Origin of the sequence: Pseudomonas sp. R45(2017) (genome assembly GCF_002112305.1) — a bacterium.
Lineage (GTDB): Bacteria > Pseudomonadota > Gammaproteobacteria > Pseudomonadales > Pseudomonadaceae > Aquipseudomonas > Aquipseudomonas paraglycinae.
On the sequence record NZ_NEHH01000012.1, the window covers coordinates 35,004 to 54,329 of the forward strand.

15 protein-coding genes are annotated in these 19,326 nt (G+C 62.0%); 3 read left to right on the top strand and 12 right to left on the bottom strand.

What is annotated here, in order from left to right; genetic code table 11:
• Positions 1-30: 30 nt before the first annotated feature.
• Entirely contained in the window at positions 31-2,535 is a 2,505-nt protein-coding gene (plsB, locus tag CAF74_RS24890; RefSeq protein WP_085748098.1) for a glycerol-3-phosphate 1-O-acyltransferase PlsB, read from the bottom strand.
• A gap of 237 nt (positions 2,536-2,772) precedes the next feature.
• Here plsB and CAF74_RS24895 point away from each other — a divergent pair, with 237 nt between their 5' ends.
• Positions 2,773-2,982 (top strand): cold shock domain-containing protein, encoded by a 210-nt coding sequence (locus CAF74_RS24895; protein WP_007954750.1) that lies wholly within the window; start codon positions 2,773-2,775, stop codon positions 2,980-2,982.
• Between the two features lie 135 nt (positions 2,983-3,117).
• Here the strand turns inward: CAF74_RS24895 and CAF74_RS24900 are convergent, their stop codons facing one another.
• The 4 genes from CAF74_RS24900 to CAF74_RS24915 all read right to left on the bottom strand — a co-directional run bounded on the left by CAF74_RS24900 (position 3,118) and on the right by CAF74_RS24915 (position 8,221).
• Positions 3,118-3,495, bottom strand: a complete 378-nt coding sequence (locus CAF74_RS24900; RefSeq protein WP_039769649.1) for a hypothetical protein — start codon at positions 3,493-3,495, stop codon at positions 3,118-3,120.
• A 75-nt stretch (positions 3,496-3,570) separates the two neighbouring features.
• Positions 3,571-4,380, bottom strand: a complete 810-nt coding sequence (locus tag CAF74_RS24905) for a putative RNA methyltransferase (RefSeq protein ID WP_085748099.1) — start codon at positions 4,378-4,380, stop codon at positions 3,571-3,573.
• A complete protein-coding gene (gene dapE / locus CAF74_RS24910) occupies positions 4,380-5,531 on the bottom strand; it encodes a succinyl-diaminopimelate desuccinylase (RefSeq protein WP_011332670.1) in 1,152 nt (383 codons plus the stop codon). The genes CAF74_RS24905 and dapE overlap by 1 nt, the downstream gene beginning before the upstream one ends.
• Before the next feature lie 98 nt (positions 5,532-5,629).
• Positions 5,630-8,221 carry a glycosyltransferase gene (locus tag CAF74_RS24915; protein ID WP_085748100.1) on the bottom strand — a complete coding sequence of 864 codons (2,592 nt, stop codon included), beginning with the start codon at positions 8,219-8,221 and terminating at the stop codon, positions 5,630-5,632.
• Between the two features lie 274 nt (positions 8,222-8,495).
• Here CAF74_RS24915 and tcdA point away from each other — a divergent pair, with 274 nt between their 5' ends.
• A complete protein-coding gene (gene tcdA, locus CAF74_RS24920) occupies positions 8,496-9,314 on the top strand; it encodes a tRNA cyclic N6-threonylcarbamoyladenosine(37) synthase TcdA (protein ID WP_039769652.1) in 819 nt (272 codons plus the stop codon).
• Between the two features lie 158 nt (positions 9,315-9,472).
• Here tcdA and CAF74_RS24925 read toward each other — a convergent pair whose 3' ends face one another.
• The 4 genes from CAF74_RS24925 to CAF74_RS24940 form a co-directional block, all read right to left on the bottom strand.
• Positions 9,473-9,880 (bottom strand): SufE family protein, encoded by a 408-nt coding sequence (locus CAF74_RS24925; RefSeq protein ID WP_085748101.1) that lies wholly within the window; start codon positions 9,878-9,880, stop codon positions 9,473-9,475.
• On the bottom strand, positions 9,877-11,082 hold the full coding sequence (locus CAF74_RS24930; RefSeq protein ID WP_085748102.1) for an aminotransferase class V-fold PLP-dependent enzyme: 1,206 nt from the start codon (positions 11,080-11,082) through the stop codon (positions 9,877-9,879). Before CAF74_RS24930 ends, CAF74_RS24925 begins: the two co-directional genes overlap by 4 nt.
• Positions 11,083-11,207: 125 nt before the next feature.
• Entirely contained in the window at positions 11,208-12,242 is a 1,035-nt protein-coding gene (dapD, locus tag CAF74_RS24935; protein ID WP_085748103.1) for a 2,3,4,5-tetrahydropyridine-2,6-dicarboxylate N-succinyltransferase, read from the bottom strand.
• Positions 12,243-12,273: 31 nt separating this feature from the next.
• Entirely contained in the window at positions 12,274-12,636 is a 363-nt protein-coding gene (locus CAF74_RS24940) for an ArsC family reductase (protein ID WP_003222107.1), read from the bottom strand.
• Positions 12,637-12,818: 182 nt separating this feature from the next.
• On the opposite strand from CAF74_RS24940, the gene CAF74_RS24945 reads away from it, so the two are divergent.
• Positions 12,819-14,450, top strand: a complete 1,632-nt coding sequence (locus CAF74_RS24945; RefSeq protein ID WP_085748104.1) for a Na+/H+ antiporter — start codon at positions 12,819-12,821, stop codon at positions 14,448-14,450.
• 8 nt (positions 14,451-14,458) lie between these two features.
• Here CAF74_RS24945 and CAF74_RS24950 read toward each other — a convergent pair whose 3' ends face one another.
• From CAF74_RS24950 to CAF74_RS24960, 3 genes are all read right to left on the bottom strand, one after another.
• A complete protein-coding gene (locus tag CAF74_RS24950) occupies positions 14,459-15,187 on the bottom strand; it encodes a M12 family metallopeptidase (protein WP_085748220.1) in 729 nt (242 codons plus the stop codon).
• Positions 15,188-15,353: 166 nt separating this feature from the next.
• Complete coding sequence (gene dapC, locus CAF74_RS24955; RefSeq protein ID WP_085748105.1) at positions 15,354-16,553, bottom strand: succinyldiaminopimelate transaminase; 1,200 nt, start codon at positions 16,551-16,553, stop codon at positions 15,354-15,356.
• 43 nt (positions 16,554-16,596) lie between these two features.
• Positions 16,597-19,299, bottom strand: a complete 2,703-nt coding sequence (locus CAF74_RS24960; protein WP_085748106.1) for a [protein-PII] uridylyltransferase — start codon at positions 19,297-19,299, stop codon at positions 16,597-16,599.
• Between the last annotated feature and the right edge of the window lie 27 nt (positions 19,300-19,326).

Sequence of the window (19,326 nt, forward strand, 5' to 3'; positions counted from 1 at the left end):
CGCCAGAAGAAGCCTGGCGCCTGTAGGAATTTAGTCGCTTTGCACAGGGGCGGCGGGCTGATCGGCCGCATCTTCGCTGCGATGCAGTGCCACCTGACGGATCGACAGGCGAATCTCCGCTGGCAGCACCCGTTTGGCTGCGCCCTCCGCCAGTTCGCCGAGCAGTTCGTGGTAGCTCAACTTGCCGGCTTCGTCGCGACGCAACACGTCGAGGTCGAGCATGGTCTGGATGAAGTGGCGGAACAGGCTCTTGTCGAAGAATTCCGGGGCGTTGAGGCCATGCAGGATCGACAGGCGCTGGGCCATCACTGTGCACAGGTCTTCCAGCTCTTCGGCGCTGACAGTGTTCTGGCCTGCGTTGAGCAGCAGGGAAACGGTCATGTAGAAGCGTTGCAGGGTCTGGGCGATGCTCTTCGACAGCAGGGTCAGCAGCACAAAATGCCGCGAGCTCGGTGCCGGGCGCAGGTACACCTCTTTCTCGAAACGCAGCAGGCCTTGTTCGACGAACGCTTCCAGCCACTGATCGATCACCGCATCCAGTTCGTCCAGGGGCCAGCGGATGAACAGTTCCGATTGCAGGTACGGATACAGCGCGCGGGTGTAGCGCAGGATCTGTTCGCGGCTCATGCGCGAAGTGCTCTGGAAGAAACTCGCCAGCAGCGCCGGCAGGGCGAAGATGTGCAGCACGTTGTTGCGGTAGTAGGTCATCAGGACGGCGTTCTGCTCGTCCAGATACAGAATCTTGCCCAGCGCATCGTTCTGCTCGGACAGCAGATCCATGTCCTTCACGTGTTCGATCAGCGCCCGGCCATCGCCTTCCGGCAAGGTGGTATGCGGCGAGTACGGAACCTTGCGCAGCAATGCCAGATACAGATCCAGCACTCGCGCCATGGCGCGATCATCGAGTGCCAGGCGAGTGGTCGACAGCAGCGCCAGCGCCACCAGGTTGACCGGGTTGATCGCTGCGGCTTCGTTGAGATGCTGCGCGACTTTCTCGCCGAGACGGTTGGTGGTTTCGTTGAGCCAGGCCGGCTTGTACTGCGGGCCGAGTTCCTGCTGGCGCCAGTCCGGCTGTTCGCTGTCGAGGAATTCCGCGAGTTTGATCGGCTCGCCGAAGTTCACCGCCACCTGGCCGAAACGCTGCTTGAGCGCGCCGATGACTTTGAAGATGTCGAAGATCGATTCTTTCTTCTTGCTCGCGCCACGCAGTTCACCAAGGTAGGTGCGGCCTTCGAGCACGCGCTCATAACCGATGTACACCGGCACGAACACGATCGGCATCCGCGACGAACGCAGGAAACTGCGCATGGTGATCGCGAGCATCCCGGTTTTCGGTTGCAGCATGCGCCCGGTACGCGAGCGGCCGCCTTCGACGAAGTACTCGACCGGGAAGCCTTTGGTGAACAAGGTGTGCAGGTATTCGTTGAACACCGAGGTGTACAGCGGATTGCCCTTGAACGTGCGGCGCATGAAGAACGCACCGCCACGGCGCAGCAGGCTGCCGATCACCGGCATGTTCAGGTTAATCCCGGCGGCGATGTGCGGCGGGGTCAGGCCGTTGCGAAACAGCAGGTACGACAGCAGCAGGTAGTCGATGTGGCTGCGGTGGCACGGCACGTAGATCACTTCGTGACCCTGGGCGACCTTCTGCACGCCTTCGATGTGGTTGACCTTGATCCCGTCGTAGATCTTGTTCCAGAACCAGCTCAGCACCACTTCCAGAAAACGGATCGCGGTATAGGTGTAATCCGAGGCGATCTCGTTGCCGTAGCGCAGGGCCTGGGCCTTGGCTTTTTCCGGGGAGATGTTTTCGCGCTCGGCTTCGTCGAGGATCGCTTGCTTGACCAGCGGCTGGTTGAGCAGGCCTTTGACCAGGTTACGGCGGTGGGAAATGTCCGGGCCGATCACCGCAGCCTTGAGGTTGCGGAAGTGCACCCGCAGGATTCGCTGGGCCATGCGCACGGTGCGTTCGTGGCCCTTGTTGTGCTCGATCAGTTCCCGCAGGTGGATCGGTGCGGAGAATTGCACGCGGGTCTTGCGCCCCAGAATCATGATGCTCAGCAGGCGACGCAGGCGCCCGGTGACGGCCCAGCTGTCGGCGAACAGCAGTTTCCACGGGCTGTTTTCGCTGTCCGGTGATTGGCCCCAGAACACGCTGACCGGAATGATCTGCGCGTCTTCGGCAGCGTTCTGGCTCAGGGCGCTGACCAGTCGGGTCAGGGTCGGCGGCGCACCGCGTTTGTCCTGGCGGCCGAGCCAGTCCGGATCCGGCGTCAGGTAGAAAAACGCCGCGGGTTCGATCAGTGAACCCACGGACACCGGCAGCACCGGGCGCGGCAGGCCGGCCTTGGTGCACTCGGTGTCGACCACCGCCAGATCAGTCAGCGATGGGTTTTGCAGGACGTAGAACACCGGACGACTGCGGTCGAGGTTGAGGGTGAACGACGACTGGTTGATCGTCTCGGAGCGAACCCAGAGATACAACAGTCGGCGCAAGGTGCCAAACACAAGACGGCGGAACGGGGAACGGGTCATACGGCTTCTGCGTGAGTGGATAAACCGAGCGTTTGCTCGGGCGGTCGATAGTGTGCCGGATTCATGGAAAATCGGCAAAAAAGCGGCGAAGTAATCTCCTGTTGAGAGTTTTGCCGCCTGTCATATACTCGGCGATCTGTCGCCGGGGCCCTTTTATGGACGTCGGACGCAGGCTGACGTTCCTCAAAGGCTTTCCTGCGAAAAGCCTGTTCAATAATAAAAAAGGAGTATGAACAGATGGCAACACGTGAAACCGGCAACGTGAAGTGGTTCAACGACGCCAAGGGCTACGGCTTCATTCAGCGCGAAGACGGGGTGGACGTGTTCGTGCACTACCGCGCGATCCGTGGCGAAGGCCACCGTTCGCTGACCGAGGGTCAGCAGGTTGAATACGCGGTGGTGGAGGGGCAGAAGGGGTTGCAGGCTGAAGACGTTGTAGGCCTGTAACGCAAATCTTCAGAACACCAAAAGCACTGTGGGAGCGAGCTTGCTCGCGATGGGGTCCTTTCAGTCAACATTGATGTTGAATGTCCGACCGCAATCGCGAGCAAGCTCGCTCCCACAGGTTTTGTGCATTGTCTGTTACGCAGTTTTCCAGGTGATTTCTTCTTCACCATCGGCGCTGATCCGGATCCAGCGATCCGCCGTCTCTTCACCTTCTTCCTCGACCCACGTCCCCGGTGCGCAGCGCACTTCGACGTTCAGCGCGGCAAAGGCTGCGCGGGCGCAGGCGATGTCGTCGTCCCATGGGGTCGCATCACTTTCCAGATACAGGCTGTTCCACTTGCCCACGGCTTTCGGCAGCCAGGTCACCGGGATGTTGCCGGCCTTGCACTTGTAAGTCTGGCCTTTCTGTACCCAGTCGCTGCACGGGCCGAGCGCGGCGCCCAGCCAGGCGGAAATGGCCTTGTGGTCGACGTCGGCGTCTTTCAGGTAAATCTCGATGTCCGGTTGGCGCATGGATGTCCTCACTGCGGGTCTGAAAAATCCATTCGCGGATTTAGCCGGCCCCGGGTCGTTGCCCGAGACCAAAAGTTATTGAAGAACGAAATAATCGTAGCGCATCGAGACAGTGGTCACGAACGGCTCTGGCTGTTCGATCACCGCCGCGCGGCGCTCGGCACTGGCGCGCCAGCCGTGGGGTGTCATCGCCAGCAGGTTGGCGCGATCCTCGGGCTTGTCCAGCGTCAGCTTGAATTCCAGGGTTTCACTGTGCGCCAGCGCCATGCCTTCCGGCACCAGGGCCAGATGCTTGTCGTCGGTGTATTCGCGCACTTCGTCGTACAGGCGTTCGCGCAGTTCCATCAGATGGCCGCTGGTCGGGCCGACTTTCATCAGGCCGCCGCCGACGCTGAGCAGGCGCTTGGCTTCTTCCCAGTCCAGTGGACTGAAGACACTGGCCAGAAACTGGCAGCTGCCGGAAGCCAGTGGCACTCGGGCCATGCTCGCAATCAACCATGTCAGCGAAGGATTGCGTTTGCAGGCGCGTTTGACCGCTTCCTTCGAGATGTCCAGTGCGTAACCGTCAGCGTCCGGCAAAGCCTCGGCGATCTGCGCGGTGTAGTAACCCTCGCCACAACCGATATCGACCCAGCGCGCCGGCGCATAACCCGCCGCCAGCTCCGCCAGGCGCTTGGCCACCGGCGCGTAATGCCCGGCGTTCAAAAAGTCGCGGCGGGCCTCGACCATCGCCTGATTGTCGCCTGGGTCGCGGCTGTTCTTGTGCTGCACTGGCAGCAGGTTCAGGTAACCCTGACGCGCGCGGTCAAAGCGGTGGCCGGCGGGGCAGACCACGCCGTTGTCCACCGCGTTCAGCGGTTCACTGCAGATCGGGCACGCAAGCATCAGGCGAGCAACTTGATCAGGGTCTGGTAGTAGATCTCGGTCAGCACGTCGAGATCGGCCGCCAGTACGCGCTCGTTGACCTGGTGGATGGTCGCGTTGACCGGGCCCAGCTCAACAACCTGCGTACCCATGGTCGCGATGAAACGACCGTCGGAGGTGCCGCCGCTGGTGGATGCCTTGGTCTCGCGGCCGGTGATGTCCTTGATGCTCGAAGACACCGCGTCGAGCAGTGCGCCCGGTTCGGTGAGGAACGGCAGACCGGACAGCGCCCAGTCGATGTGCCAGTCCAGGCCGTGCTTGTCGAGGATGTCGGCGACGCGTTTCTGCAGGCCTTCGACGGTCGATTCGGTGGAGAAACGGAAGTTGAACACCGCCACCAGGTCGCCCGGAATCACGTTGGTCGCGCCGGTGCCGGAGTTGACGTTGGAAATCTGGAAACTGGTCGGCGGGAAGAAATCGTTGCCGTGATCCCAGTGCTCGGCAGCCAGCTCGGCCAGGGCCGGGGCGGCGAGGTGGATCGGGTTCTTCGCCAGGTGCGGATAGGCCACGTGGCCCTGCACGCCGCGCACGGTCAATTTGGCGCCGAGGGAGCCGCGACGACCGTTCTTCACCACGTCGCCCACCAGCGTGGTGCTCGACGGTTCGCCGACGATGCACCAGTCCAGACGCTCGTTACGGGCTGCCAGACGCTCGACCACGGCCTTGGTGCCGTGATGCGCCGGGCCTTCTTCGTCGCTGGTGATCAGGAACGCGACCTTGCCCTTGTGATCCGGGTAGTCGGCGACAAAACGCTCGGCGGCGACGGTCATCGAAGCCAGGCTGCCTTTCATGTCCGCCGCGCCACGACCGCAAAGCATGCCGTGCTCGTCGATCACCGCGTTGAACGGGTCGATCTGCCAGGCAGTCACCGGGCCGGTCGGCACCACGTCGGTGTGACCGGCGAAGCACAGCACCGGGCCGTCGCCTTTACCGTGAGTCGCCCAGAAGTTATCTACATCTTCGATGCGCATCGGTTCCAGCTGGAAACCGGCATCGCCCAGGCGCTGCATCATCTGCTTCTGGCAATCGGCGTCGACCGGCGTCACGGACGGACGGCGGATCAGGTCGATGGCGAGTTGGAGGGTCGGCGAAAGGTCGGCGTGGGCCGTCATGGAAAACTCCGAAAGCTGGGGGGCAAGGCGCGCAAAATGGCGGTTATCTTAAAGCAAAACGGCGACCATTGGCCGCCGTTTAGTGCATCCGGAAGGATTTAGACCACCGGTGCCGGTTCAGGCGCAGCCGCAGGTTTTGGCAGCGACGACAGGAACGCCATGATCAGCGCCGCCACGTACGGCAGCGACTGTACCAGCAGCATGGCCACCCAGAAGCGCATGTCGTTGCTCGGAATGCCCTGCACCAGGAAGATCCCCAGCGCCGCGCCCCACAACAGCAGCATGATGAACAGCTCTTCCCGGGCCTCGGAAATCGCCACCCAGAAACCATGGTTGTCGGCGTTTTTCGGGGTGCGGAAGAACGGAATGCTGCTGGTGAAGAAGCCGTACAGCACCGCTTTGGCGATGGTGTGCGACAACGCCAGTCCGGCCAGGGCCGCGCAGAACGCATCCTTGAGGTTCACGCCCACGGCGCGACGGTAGAGGAAGATGATCTTGCCGACCTTGAACACGAACAGCGCCAGCGGCGGGATCGCGAAAATCAGCAGCGGCGGATCGACCCGTTGCGGCACGATGATCATCGCCGCCGACCACAACAGCGCGCCGACGGTGAAGAAGATGTTCATGCCGTCCGCGACCCACGGCAGCCAGCCGGCGAGGAAGTGGTAACGCTGGCCGCGAGTCAGCTCGGTGTCCTTGCCGCGCAGCAGGCTGCGGGTGTGACGCTTGATGATCTGGATCGCACCGTAGGCCCAGCGGAAACGCTGCTTCTTGAAGTCGATGAAGGTGTCCGGCATCAGACCCTTGCCGTAACTGTCGTGGTAATACGCCGCCGACAGGCCTTTCTCGAATACCCGCAGACCGAGCTCGGCGTCTTCACAGATGCACCAGTCGGCCCAGCCCAGTTCTTCCAGAACCGAGCGACGGGTCATGGTCATGGTGCCGTGCTGGATGATCGCGTCACGGTCGTTGCGGGTGACCATGCCGATGTGGAAGAAGCCTTTGTATTCGGCGTAGCAAAGCTTCTTGAAGGTGCTTTCGTTCTGGTCGCGATAGTCCTGTGGCGACTGCACCACGGCGATTTTCGGATCGGCGAAGTGCGGCACCATATGCTTGAGCCAGTTCGGGTGCACGCAGTAGTCCGAGTCGATCACCGCGATCACTTCGGCGTCCTGGGCGGTGTGCGGGATCAGGTAGTTCAGCGCACCGCCCTTGAAACCGGCCAGGGGCGAGACGTGGAAGAACTTGAAGCGCGGGCCGAGGGTTTCGCAGTAGTCGCGCACCGGTTCCCAGACCGCCGGGTCTTTGGTGTTGTTGTCGATGATCAGGACTTCGAAGTCCGGATAGTCGAGGTTGGCCAGGGCGTTGAGGGTCTGTTTGACCATCTCCGGCGGCTCGTTGTAGCAGGGCACGTGGATCGAGACTTTCGGGCGGTAGTCCGAATCGCCGACCACCGGCAGGAATTCACGGCGACGCTTGTGAATCCACACCGCTTCGGCCAGTTCGTGGGCCTCGGTCAGCAACACGATGAACACCCCGAGCGCACCGAGCGCCAGCAGGAAACCCACTGTCAGGCTGAACCACGTGCTGTATTGCTGGCTGTAGTCGTAGCCGATCCACACCAGCACCGAACCGCACAGGAACGCGATAAAGGTCAGGAAGGTACGGCCGCGCTGACGCAGGGCCGAGCCGTCGATCATCAGCAGCGTCAGCGACAACAGCGCCAGCACCACCGAACCGATGGCCAGCACGCGCCATTGCGGGATCGCCACCACCGGGCCTTCGAAGTTGAATTTCTGCTGGCGCGCGGCGTTGAACACGCCCCAGTAAGCGCCGACCGAACCTTCGTCACTCGCCTTCCACGGCTGGTCGAACGCTTCGATCACGAAGTAGTTGAAGCCCTGGCGGTTGAGTTTGTTGACCAGCGTGCGCAGGTAGATCGCCTGATCCGCCGGCGACGCATCGGCGCCACCGCGCATGCGGCCGTTGCTCGGCCAGCCCACTTCGGACAGCAGCAGCGGTTTTTTCGGGAACATCTTTTTCAGGTCGCGGGCGCGGTCGAAAACGAACTGCCCGGCCTTGTCCACCGGAATGAATTCCCAGTACGGCAGCACGTGCGCGGCGATCAGGTCGACGTGCTTGGCCAGCTCCGGGTGCTCTTCCCAGACGTGCCACTGTTCGGAGGTGGTCACCGGCACTTTCACGGCCGCGCGCACGCGGTCGAGCAACACGCTGAGTTCCTGGGCAGTGATTTCCTTGCGGAAGATCGCTTCGTTACCGACCACCACGCGAACCACGCTGCGCGAAGTGTTGGCCAGCTCGATGGCGCGGGTGATTTCCCGCTCGTTGCGCTCCTGGTCGGGGCTGATCCAGATCCCCAGGGTCACGCGCAGGCCGAATTCTTCCGCCAGTTTCGGGATGTCCTGCAGGGAGCCGTCGACCGAGTAGATGCGGATGTTGTCCGTCAGCTTGCTCATGATCTCCAGGTCGCGGCGCATTTCATCGTCGGACGGATACTGATCCTTCTGTGGGAACTGTCCTTGCTGGAATGGTGAATAGGAAAAACCGGAGATCTGCTCCGGCCAGTTCGGCGCGGAGACGGGGCGGTTGATCAGCGCCCAAAAACCGGTGAACAGGGCGGCGATTGCCAGAACCACCACCAGGTTGAGTCCAAATTTACGCGATGACATAGCTGTGTCGGGTTCCAAAGGCTGTGGAACGGAGGGTCGGCTGGTTGACGCCAAGAGGGCGCGCATCCTACACCGGCAGTTCGCCAAGTCCTACAAGAGACAGGGAAATGCCGGACGTTGGGCAATCCAACCTGACTTAAGTTCTTTCGTTTCAGTGTGTAAGACAAATCTTTGTTACGTGCAGCTTTAATTAAAGCAGGCGCGTTCGCCGTTCATAGCGCAAAGATGCTCTTGGCCGCCGACGGCCCTATAATGCGCGCCGGTTTTTAGGGTAATGGTCATGAGTACAGAAGATCCGCGGTTTGCAGGCATCGCCCGTTTGTATGGCATCGAGGGCCTCGAACGCCTGCGCGCAGCCCACGTGGCGATTGTCGGCGTTGGCGGCGTCGGCTCCTGGGCGGCGGAAGCCATGGCCCGTTGCGGGGTGGGCGAGATTTCGCTGTTCGACCTCGACGACGTCTGCGTCAGCAACGCCAACCGTCAGTTGCATGCGCTGGACAGCACCGTCGGCAAGCCCAAGGTGGAGGTGATGGCCGAGCGTCTGCGCGGGATCAACCCGGACTGCAAGGTGCACGCCGTGGCGGACTTCGTCACCCGCGACACCATGGCCGAATACATCACGCCGAACATCGACTGCGTGATCGACTGCATCGATGCGGTCAACGCCAAGGCTGCGCTGATCGCCTGGTGCAAACGGCGCAAAATCCAGATCATCACCACCGGCGGCGCCGGCGGGCAGATCGATCCGACGCTGATTCAGGTCTGCGACCTCAACCGTACGTTCAATGATCCTTTGGCCTCGAAAGTGCGCTCGACGCTGCGCCGCGACTACGGCTTCTCGCGTACCGTGACCCGCCATTACAGCGTGCCGTGCGTGTTCTCCACCGAACAGCTGCGCTATCCGAAACCGGACGGCAGCATTTGCCTGCAGAAGAGTTTTGTCGGCGACGGTGTGAAGCTGGACTGCGCCGGCGGGTTTGGCGCGGTGATGATGGTGACGGCGACGTTCGGCATGGTCGCGGCGACCAAGGCGGTGGACAAGATTGTGGCGGGCGTTCGGCGCCCGGCGGATCGGGTCAAGCCTCAGGCCTGACCAGTGACCGATCGTTCCCACGCTCTACGTCGCCGATCGTTCCCACGTCGAGGCGTCGAACCGTCTGCGTGGGAATGCCTCATTGGACGCTCTGCGTCCGCTTCGGCATGGGACGCAGAGCGTCCCGGGCTGCATTCCCACGCGGAGCGTGGGAACGATCAGTTCGGGGCGAGTTCACGCATCCGCTGCAACACGGCATTCAGGCCATTGCTGCGCGACGGCGACAACTGCCGCGATAGCCCCAACTGATTGAACCAGTCCGGCAGGTCCAACTGTTGCAACTCGCCAGCGGTCAAACCGTTGACCCGCAACAGCAACAACGCCACCAACCCGCGAATCATCCGTGCATCGCTGCTCGCCGCGAATTGCCAGCGGTCGTCGCGCAATTCGCCAACCAGCCACACCTGACTTTCACAGCCGCGCACTCGATTGGCCTCGCACTTGTCCGCATCGCTCAACGGCGGCAGACGATCGCCAAACTGCATCAACAATCGCGCCCGCTGTTCCCAGCCGGCGGCGTTCTGAAATGTTTGCAGCGCCTCGGCGGCCTCGACCGGCAGGCTCATCGCAACAACTCCAGCGCCTGATCCAGCGCTTCAAAGAACCGCTCCAGATCCTCGGAATCGTTGTACAGCGCCAGCGACACACGAATAGCCCCGGCCAGTTCGAAACGCTTGAGCAGCGGCATCGCACAGTGATGCCCGGCACGTACGGCGATGCCCTGTTCGGTCAGCAAGTGCGCCAGATCGGCGTTATGCACACCCTCCACGACAAAACTCGCCAGCGCCAATTGCGGCTTGCCCAACAGACGAATGCCATTGCGGGCGGCGAGGCCACGTAACAGGTAATCGTGCAGCGCCGCTTCGTGGGCGGACACCGCGTCCTGATCCAGACCGGCCAGATAGTCGAGGGTCGCACCAAGTCCGATCACACTGGCAATCGGCGGCGTTCCCGCTTCGAATCCCAAGGGAGCGGGGCGGAAACGCGCGTCGTGGTAATTGGCTTCCAGCACCATCTCACCACCGAATTGCCACGGGCGCAGTTGTTCGAGCGCTGCGTTGCGCCCGAACAGCACGCCGAGGCCATCGGGGCCGTACAACTTGTGGCTGGAAAACACGTAAAAGTCGCAACCAAGGGCCTGGACGTCATGCCGACCGTGGACCACACCTTGAGCGCCATCGACCACGGTCAGCGCGTTGTGTGCCTTGGCCATCGCCAGCAGCGCCGGCAATGGTTGCCATGCACCAAGCACGTTGGACAACTGGCTGACCGCCAGCAAGCGAGTGCGCGGGCCAATCAGGTGAACGGCAGCGGCGAGGTCGATCACACCGTCATCGTCCAGCGGCAGGATTATCAGCTTCAAGTCGCGACGTTGTGCCAGTTGCTGCCAAGGCAGCAGGTTGGCGTGATGCTCCAGGGCGCTGATGACAATTTCATCGCCCGGATGGAAAAGATGTTCCAGGCCATAAGCCAGGAGATTCAGCGCACTGGTGGCGCCGTGGGTGAAGATGATCTGCCCGCTGTCACCGGCATTCAGCCACTGGGCGACCTTCAGGCGGCTGTCCTCGAACGCCTGCGTGGCGTGGGCGCCGGGCAGATGCTGGGCACGATGCACGTTGGCCGCGCCATTGGCGTAGTAATGCGCCAGCGCGTCGAGCAGGGCCTGGGGTTTTTGCGTGGTGGCGGCGTTGTCCAGGTAAGTCTGGTCTTGCCGTTGCAGGGCGGCGATGGCCGGGAAGTCGGCGCGCCAGGGGGAGGGAATCATCACGGTTTCAAGCCCTGGTGAAGATGGGCGGGTTAACGCCGAACCCTGTGGGAGCGGGCTTGCCCGCGATGGCGATCTTTCGAACGCCATGGCAAACAGGCCGGCTCCCTCAGGTGAGCTTCTGGCGCTTAGTTGTGAGCGTGCAGTGCTTCGTTCAGTTCGATCGCCGATTTGTGGGTCTTGCATTCCACAGCGCCGGTTTCCGAATTGCGACGGAACAGCAGGTCGGTCTGACCAGCCAGTTCACGGGCCTTGACCACTTTGACCAGTTTGTTGTGCTCGTCCAGCAGCGCCACCTTGGTGCCGGCGGTCACGTACAGGCCCGACTCGACGGTGTTGCGGTCGCCCAACGGGATACCGATACCGGCGTTGGCACCGATCAGGCAGCCTTCGCCGACCTTGATCACGATGTTGCCGCCGCCCGACAGGGTGCCCATGGTCGAGCAGCCGCCGCCCAGGTCCGAACCCTTGCCGACGAATACGCCAGCGGAAACGCGGCCTTCGATCATGCCCGGGCCTTCGGTGCCGGCGTTGAAGTTGATGAAACCTTCGTGCATCACGGTGGTGCCTTCGCCCACGTAGGCGCCCAGACGCAGACGCGCCGCGTCAGCGATACGCACGCCGGCCGGTACTACGTAGTCGGTCATTTTCGGGAATTTGTCCACCGAGAACACTTCCAGCAGCTCGCCGCGCAGACGGGCTTCGAGTTGCAACTCGGCCAGTTCGCTCAGGTCGATCGCGCCCTGGCTGGTCCAGGCCACGTTCGGCAGCAGCGGGAAGATCCCGGCCAGGCTCACGCCGTGCGGCTTGACCAGACGATGGGACAGCAGGTGCAGCTTCAGGTAAGCCTCAGGGGTCGAGGTCAGTTGCGCGTCTTCGGCCAGCAGGGTGGCGACCAGCGGCTTGTGGCTTTCAGCCAGACGGGTCAGCAGCTTGCCTTGTACCGCGTCGATGCCTTTCACGGCTTCGGCCAGTTGGGCGGCTTGTGCGGTGGTGAAGGTGATCGCCTGGTTGCCTTCGGTGTAGCCGAGGATCGGTGCAACAGCGGCAACCAGTTCGGCCGAAGGGTTCAACAGCGGCTGGGCGTAGAACACTTCCAGCCAAGCACCTTGACGGTTCTGGGTGCCGACGCCGAAGGCAATACTGAACAGGGAGTTGGACATGTGAATACCTCTACAAAAAGTGACGGGCTGCTTACTTGAGGGCGGCCGCGTAGATATCTGGCTTGAAGCCAATCAGGGTTCGGTCACCGAGATCGAGCACCGGGCGCTTGATCATCGAGGGTTGAGCGAGCATCAGTTCGATGGCTTTCGACTGGTCGAGATCGGCTTTGCGTTCGTCGTCGAGTTTGCGAAAGGTCGTGCCTGCGCGGTTCAACACCGTTTGCCAGCCATGTTCGTCGCACCATTGGGTCAGGTGCTCACGGTCAATGCCGGCGGTCTTGTAATCGTGGAAGTCATAGCTGACAGCGTGTTCATCGAGCCAGGTGCGCGCCTTTTTCATGGTGTCGCAGGCTTTGATGCCGAAAAGGTGCAACGTTTTGCTTGAAACGGTCAAGGAATTGCCCCCTTTACAGGTGCTGGAAAAAAATGGTGTCGGATTATGCCATGACCAGACGGTTTCGCGGCGCCGAGGTTGCTTTTACGGAGGGGGCCTGCGACATAGGTGCAACGGTCAGCCACAGCCTAAGCGGCTAATATGGCAGTTCAACGCTGTCGATTGTCCGGGATTTCCGCTTTATGCAAACCGCTTATACCGTCCTGATCCTGCTGATGCTGGTCAGTGTCTCGCGCCTGGTAGGACGGGTGATTCCGCTGCCGCTGCCACTGGTACAGATCGCCGCCGGCGCCTTGCTGGCCTGGCCGACCCTCGGCCTGCACGTGGCCCTCGATCCTGAACTGTTCCTGTTTCTGTTCCTGCCGCCGCTGCTGTTTTCCGATGGCTGGCGCATGCCCAAGCGCGAATTGTGGCGCCTTCGCGGGCCGGTGCTGACGCTGGCAGTCGGGTTGGTGCTGTTTACCGTGGTCGGCGCCGGTTACTTCATTCATTGGCTGCTGCCGACGATTCCTTTACCGGTGGCCTTTGCGCTGGCGGCGGTGCTGTCGCCGACGGATGCCGTGGCGGTTTCGGCCATCGCGCAAAACCGTTTGCCGACGCCGCTGATGCACATGCTGCAAGGCGAGGCGTTGATGAATGATGCCTCGGGCCTGGTGACATTCAAATTCGCCTTGGTTGCCGCGGTGACCGGTGCGTTTTCCCTGGCCAATGCCAGTCTGACCTTCGTGCTGGTGGCAGTCGGCGGGTTGGCGGTCGGTGTGGCACTGAGCTGGCTGGTCGGCCGGTTGCGCGCCTGGATGATCGCCCGGGGCTGGGACGATCCGGCGACCCACGTGGTGTTCATGTTGCTGCTGCCGTTTGCCGCTTACGTGCTGGCCGAACGGCTTGGCGCGTCGGGCATCCTTTCGGCAGTGGCGGCGGGGATGATGCAGAGCTGGCTCGATCTGCTGCCGCGCCAGACCAGCACGCGTTTGCTCAACCGCAGTGTCTGGTCGTTACTGGAATTCGCCTTCAATGGCCTGATCTTCCTGCTGCTGGGGCTGCAACTTCCGGACATCATCAAAGCGGTGGTCAGCCACGAGACCTCGTTGTGGCCGACCCTGTTCTATCGCTGTCTCGATGTGGTGGCGATCTTCCTGGCGCTTGTACTGTTGCGTTTCATCTGGGTACAGAGCATCTGGCGCCTGTCGGTGTTGCTGCGCCGCCTGCGGGGCAAGGGAGATCTGACGCAAGTGCCGACCGCCCGTTCCTGCTGGCTGCTGACCGTCGGTGGCGTACGCGGTGCGGTGACCCTGGCAGGCGTGATGTCGGTGCCGATGCTGATGGGCAGCGAGGCGTTCCCCGAGCGCGATCTGCTGATCTTCATCGCCGCCGGGGTGATCCTGTTGTCGCTGGTGGCGGCGTGCATTGCGCTGCCGTTGCTGTTGCGCGGCATCGAAAAGAGCCCGGACGACAAACGCCGTCAGGAAGTGCGCGACGCCTGGCGCAAGACGGCGGAAGCAGCGATTCATGCGCTGGAGACCGAAGAGGTCAACCCGCAGGATGCCGCGCAAGCCGCGCTGGCAGCGGAGCTCAAGGCCCGGATCATGTCCGAGTATCGTCATCAACTGGAGGTGTTCAACGATTCGGCCGAAGCCCAGGCGCTGGCGTTCCAGATGGATCTGCTGGAGCGCCGCCTGCGACTCAAGGCGCTGCGCGCGCAACGCCTCGAGTTGTACAGCCTCAGCCGTCAGCACCAGATCGGTGATGATGTGTTGCGTGAAGTGTTGGGCGAGCTCGACTTGAGTGAGGCCAACCTGGGACAGGTCAAATAGGCAAAGCGTTACCTGGGATAGAGCAATCTCATCAGGCGTTTGTCTTTCTTGCTGATCGTGCGGTTGATCGGCACCTCCCAGTTGCCCACCGTCAAGGTGTTGGCCACGGGGTGGTGCATGATCGACCTGCGGTCGTAGGCGGTGTAGATCGCGTCCAGCGTGTCGAAGGAAGCGAACAGGTTTCTGTCGACCTGCTCCTCGGTCAGCGGGTTCATCTCGCGATTTTTGTAGAACTCGTACACCTTCGGTTTATCCCACGGAATTTTTGCCTGTGGGTGTTGGTGTTCATGCAGCGCGCCCAGCGCATGACCGAACTCGTGCATCACGATCACTTCAAAGTCCTGGTGATCCGGCTTTACGCCCAGGTTCATGGTCGGATAGTCCGGATGAATCAGCAGCGCATCGGTGCCGAGCATCGAACTGTTGTCGTTGTTTTTAGTAGCGATGCGGATGTCGCCCAACAGGTCATCGACGAATTCAAACGTGAGGTTGATGTACGGCAACCACTGGCTGGCGGCATCGATGATCTTCTTCTTGTGATCGGTATCGGGCGCGTCCATGAAGGCGATTTTCAGTGTGCGGCCGTTAGCCCACAGTTTTGAGTAGTTGACGACGGAGCGCTTGCGGCGAGTGCCGGTCGCGGTGCCGGCATTGGCCGGGTTTTCGTTGATGGCGGCTATATACGCCGCCTGATCGTCGGGCCATTGGTTGAGTTGGCAATCGAGCAGTTCTGTCATTTTCACTTCTTCCATGAAGTCAAAGATCGGTTTTTAGTAAGGCGCAGCGAATGGCGCCGCTCAAGACTAACGTCTGGCGGGCGGGGGAGTGGGGTAGAAAAGAAGGGGAACTGTTACGTGATATTTGACCACCCGTGCCGGATTGCCCGGCACGGGCGTTCAGGCATTACTTGTGGCGCAGGACGAAATCGCGGATGCGCTCGGCAGCCTCGACGCATTCCGCCAGCGGCGCAACCAGCGCCATGCGCACGCGCCCGGCACCCGGATTGACGCCATCGACGTCACGGGACAGGTACGAACCCGGCACCACGGTCACGTGTTCTTCGGCAAACAGATCGCGGCAGAACGCGGCATCGTCGCCTTGCACATTCGGCCACAGGTAGAAGCTGCCATCCGGACGCTGCACATCCATCACCGGGCTGAGGATCGCCAGTACGGCATCGAACTTCTCGCGATACAGCGCTCGGTTGGCGCGCACGTGCACTTCGTCATTCCACGCGGCGACGCTGGCCAGTTGGGTCTGAACCGGCATCGCGCAGCCGTGGTAGGTGCGGTACAGCAGGAAACCTTTGAGGATGTCGGCATCGCCGGCAACGAAACCGGAGCGCAGGCCCGGCAGGTTCGAACGCTTGGACAGGCTGTGAAACACCACGCAGCGTTTGAAATCCTTGCGACCCAGTTCGGCACAGGCGCTGAGCAGGCCCGGCGGCGGAGTCTGTTCGTCGAAGTACAGCTCGCTGTAGCACTCGTCGGCGGCGATAACGAAATCATATTCGTCGGCCAGGGCAATGAGCTTTTTCAGCACGTCGACCGGGATCAGCGCGCCGGTCGGGTTGCCTGGCGAGCACAGGAACAGGATCTGGCAGCGTTTCCAGATGTCCGGCGAAACCGCGTCGAAATCCGGGTTGAAGCCGTTCTCGTCCAGGCACGGCAGGTAATGCGGCTTGGCGCCGGCGAGGAACGCCGCGCCTTCGTAGATCTGATAGAACGGGTTCGGGCTGACGACCAAGGCGTCATCGCCACGGTTGACCACGGTCTGGGTGAAGGCGAACAGCGCTTCACGGGTGCCGTTGACCGGTAGCACGTTGCGCGCCGGGTCGATCCAGCCGCTCGGCACGCTGAAGCGACGCTCGCACCAGGCGGCGATGGCTTCGCGCAGGGCCGGAACGCCGAGGGTGGTCGGGTACACCGCCATCTGATCCAGATTGTTCGCCAGCGCCTCGGCGACAAAGCTTGGCGAGCGATGCTTCGGTTCGCCGATGGACAGCGCGATCGGGCGTTTGTCCGGGTTTGGCGTGACGCTGCCGAGCAGGGCGCGGAGCTTTTCGAACGGGTAGGGCTGAAGCTGGGACAGAGCGTTGTTCATCGGTGCGGGATCTCGTGCAAAGCGGTTGAATCCGGGCGCGCAATCAAATGCTGATGCGCGACAGTTTGATATCGGGTTCCTGATTGACGCTCAGCTGTTCGACGATGGCATCCTGCAAACGGCTGCACAGCAGCGGGTCGGACAGCGGTTGATTGTGGGCGTCGGTGATGAAGAACACGTCTTCCACCCGCTCGCCCAGGGTGGCGATCTTGGCGTTCTGCAGCGACAGGTCGAATTCGAGGAAAATCCCGCCGACCCGTGCCAGCAGGCCCGGGCGATCGGGTGCCGTGAGTTCCAGCACCGTCACCGGGCGCTGGGCATCGTTGTGGATCGTCACCTGCGGGGCGAACGCGAAATGCTTGAGCTGGCGCGGCACCCGACGCTGGATGATCGTCGGGTAGTCGGCCGGGTTGCGCAGGGCTTCGGTCAGGCCGTCGCGAATCTGCTTGACCCGGACCGGATTGTCGCCGATCGAGTCGCCATCGGTGTCGAGCACGATGTAGGTGTCGAGGGTGAACTGGCTGCTGGACGTGATGACCCGGGCGTCGTGAATGTTCAGGTTGAGCTGGTCCATCGCCGCCACGGTCACGGCGAAGAAGTCGTGCTGGTCCGGCGCGTAGATGAAGATCTGCGTGCCGCCCTCGAACTCGCGCTGGGTGGTTTCCTTGATCAGCACCAGCGGACCGCCGTCGGCCGGTTGCTGAAGGATGGCGTCGGTGTGCCAGGCCACGTCGCCGGCGGTGTGGCGCAGGAAGTAGTCATCGCCCAGTTGCGCCCACAATTGCTCGACGTCATCCGGATCGGTGCCGCCGCGCACCAGAATGTCCAGTGCCGCACTCTGGGTCTGGCGGATCTGCTCTTCGCGATCCACCGGATTCTCCAGGCCACGGCGCAGGGCGCGCTTGGTCTCGGTGTAGAGCTGGCGCAGCAGGCTGGCGCGCCACGAGTTCCACAGAGTCGGGTTGGTCGCGTTGATGTCGGCCACGGTCAGCACGTACAGGTAGTCGAGACGGGTTTCGTCACCGACCGCCAGCGCGAAGTCGTGGATTACCTGCGGGTCGGACAGGTCCTTGCGCTGGGCGGTGGTCGACATCACCAGGTGGTTTTGCACCAGCCACACGATCAGGCGGCTGTCCCACACCGGCAGCTGGTGACGCTGGCAGAACGCCTCGGCATCCACCGCGCCGATCTCCGAGTGATCGCCATGCCGGCCCTTGCCGATGTCGTGGTACAGGCCGGCCATATAAATCAGTTCAGGCTTGGGCAGTTTCGCCATGAGCTTGGCGGCCAGCGGGAATTTCTCCGACACCTGCGTGTACTGCAACTTGCGCAGGTGTTTGATCAGGTTCAGCGTGTGCGCATCGACCGTATAGATGTGGAACAGGTCGTGCTGCATCTGCCCGACGATGAAGCCGAACTCCGGCAGGTAGCGCCCGAGAATGCCGTAGCGGTTCATTCGCCGCAGGTTGCGGTGGATGCCGATCTTGCACTTGAACAGCTCGATGAACAGGCTGGTATTGCGGATGTCGTTGCGGAAGTTGTCGTCGATCAGGTGGCGGTTTTCCCGCAGCAGACGAATCGTGTCGGCGCGTACACCTTTGATTTCCGGCTGCTGGGCCATCAGCACGAAAATCTCGAGCATGGCAAACGGCGTGCGGCGGAATACGTTGTCGTTGCGAGCTTCGATGTAGCCGTCGTGCAGTTGGAAACGCGAGTTGATCGGCTGCGGCGGTGCTTCGTCTTCCGGGGCGAGGATGACTTCCTCGAAGTGCTGGATGATCAGGTCGCTGAGCTGGGCGATGCTCATCACCACCCGGAAATACTGCTGCATGAAGTTTTCGACGGCCTGTTTGGCGTCGTCACCTTCAAAACCCAGCAGCCCGGCGATGGTGCGCTGGTGATCGAACAGCAGGCGGTCCTCGGAGCGACCGGCGAGCATGTGCAGGGCGTAACGCACCTTCCAGAGGAATTCCTGAGAGGAGGCCAGCAAGGTGTTTTCGCTCTCGACCAGAAAGCCTTCGCCGGCCAGGGCGCGCAGGTTCAGGGTGCCGTACTGACGACGGGCCACCCACAGAATCGTCTGAATATCCCGTAGTCCGCCAGGCGAGCCTTTAACGTTGGGTTCCAGGTTGTATTCGGTGTCGTTGTATTTGTGGTGGCGAGCCTTCTGCTCGGCGCGCTTGGCCAGGAAGAAATCCTTGCTCGGCCACATGTGCTCAGTGCTGGTGACATCAAGCATGCGCTGGCGCAGGCGCTCGGGGCCGCAGATGGTGCGGCTTTCCATCAGGTTGGTGACCACCGTCAGGTCGGCGCGGGCCTCTTCGGCGCATTCGTCGACGGAGCGAACGCTCTGACCGACTTCCAGGCCGATGTCCCACAGCAGCGTCAGAAAACGCTCGATGGAATCGCGGAAAATTTCGTGGTCGGCGCTGTCCAGCAGGATCAGCAGGTCGATGTCGGAATAGGGGTGCAATTCGCCGCGACCGTAGCCGCCGACCGCGACCAGCGCGATGTCGGCGTCTTCGCTCCAGTCGAACTGGTCCCAGGCCTTTTGCAGGATGTTGTCGACGAACCAGGCCCGGTCTTCGATCAGCCGTCGGATATCGCGACCGGCCCGAAAACGTGCATCGAGCACCTCGCGGGCCTGGCGGATCGCCTTTTTGAACGCCGCGATGGGACTCGCTTTCAGGGCCAGTTCAGCCTGGAACTGGCCGCGGTCGAAGAGTTCGGGATCCACCTGCGGCATCGATTGGCTTTCCTTCTATAGGCTGGG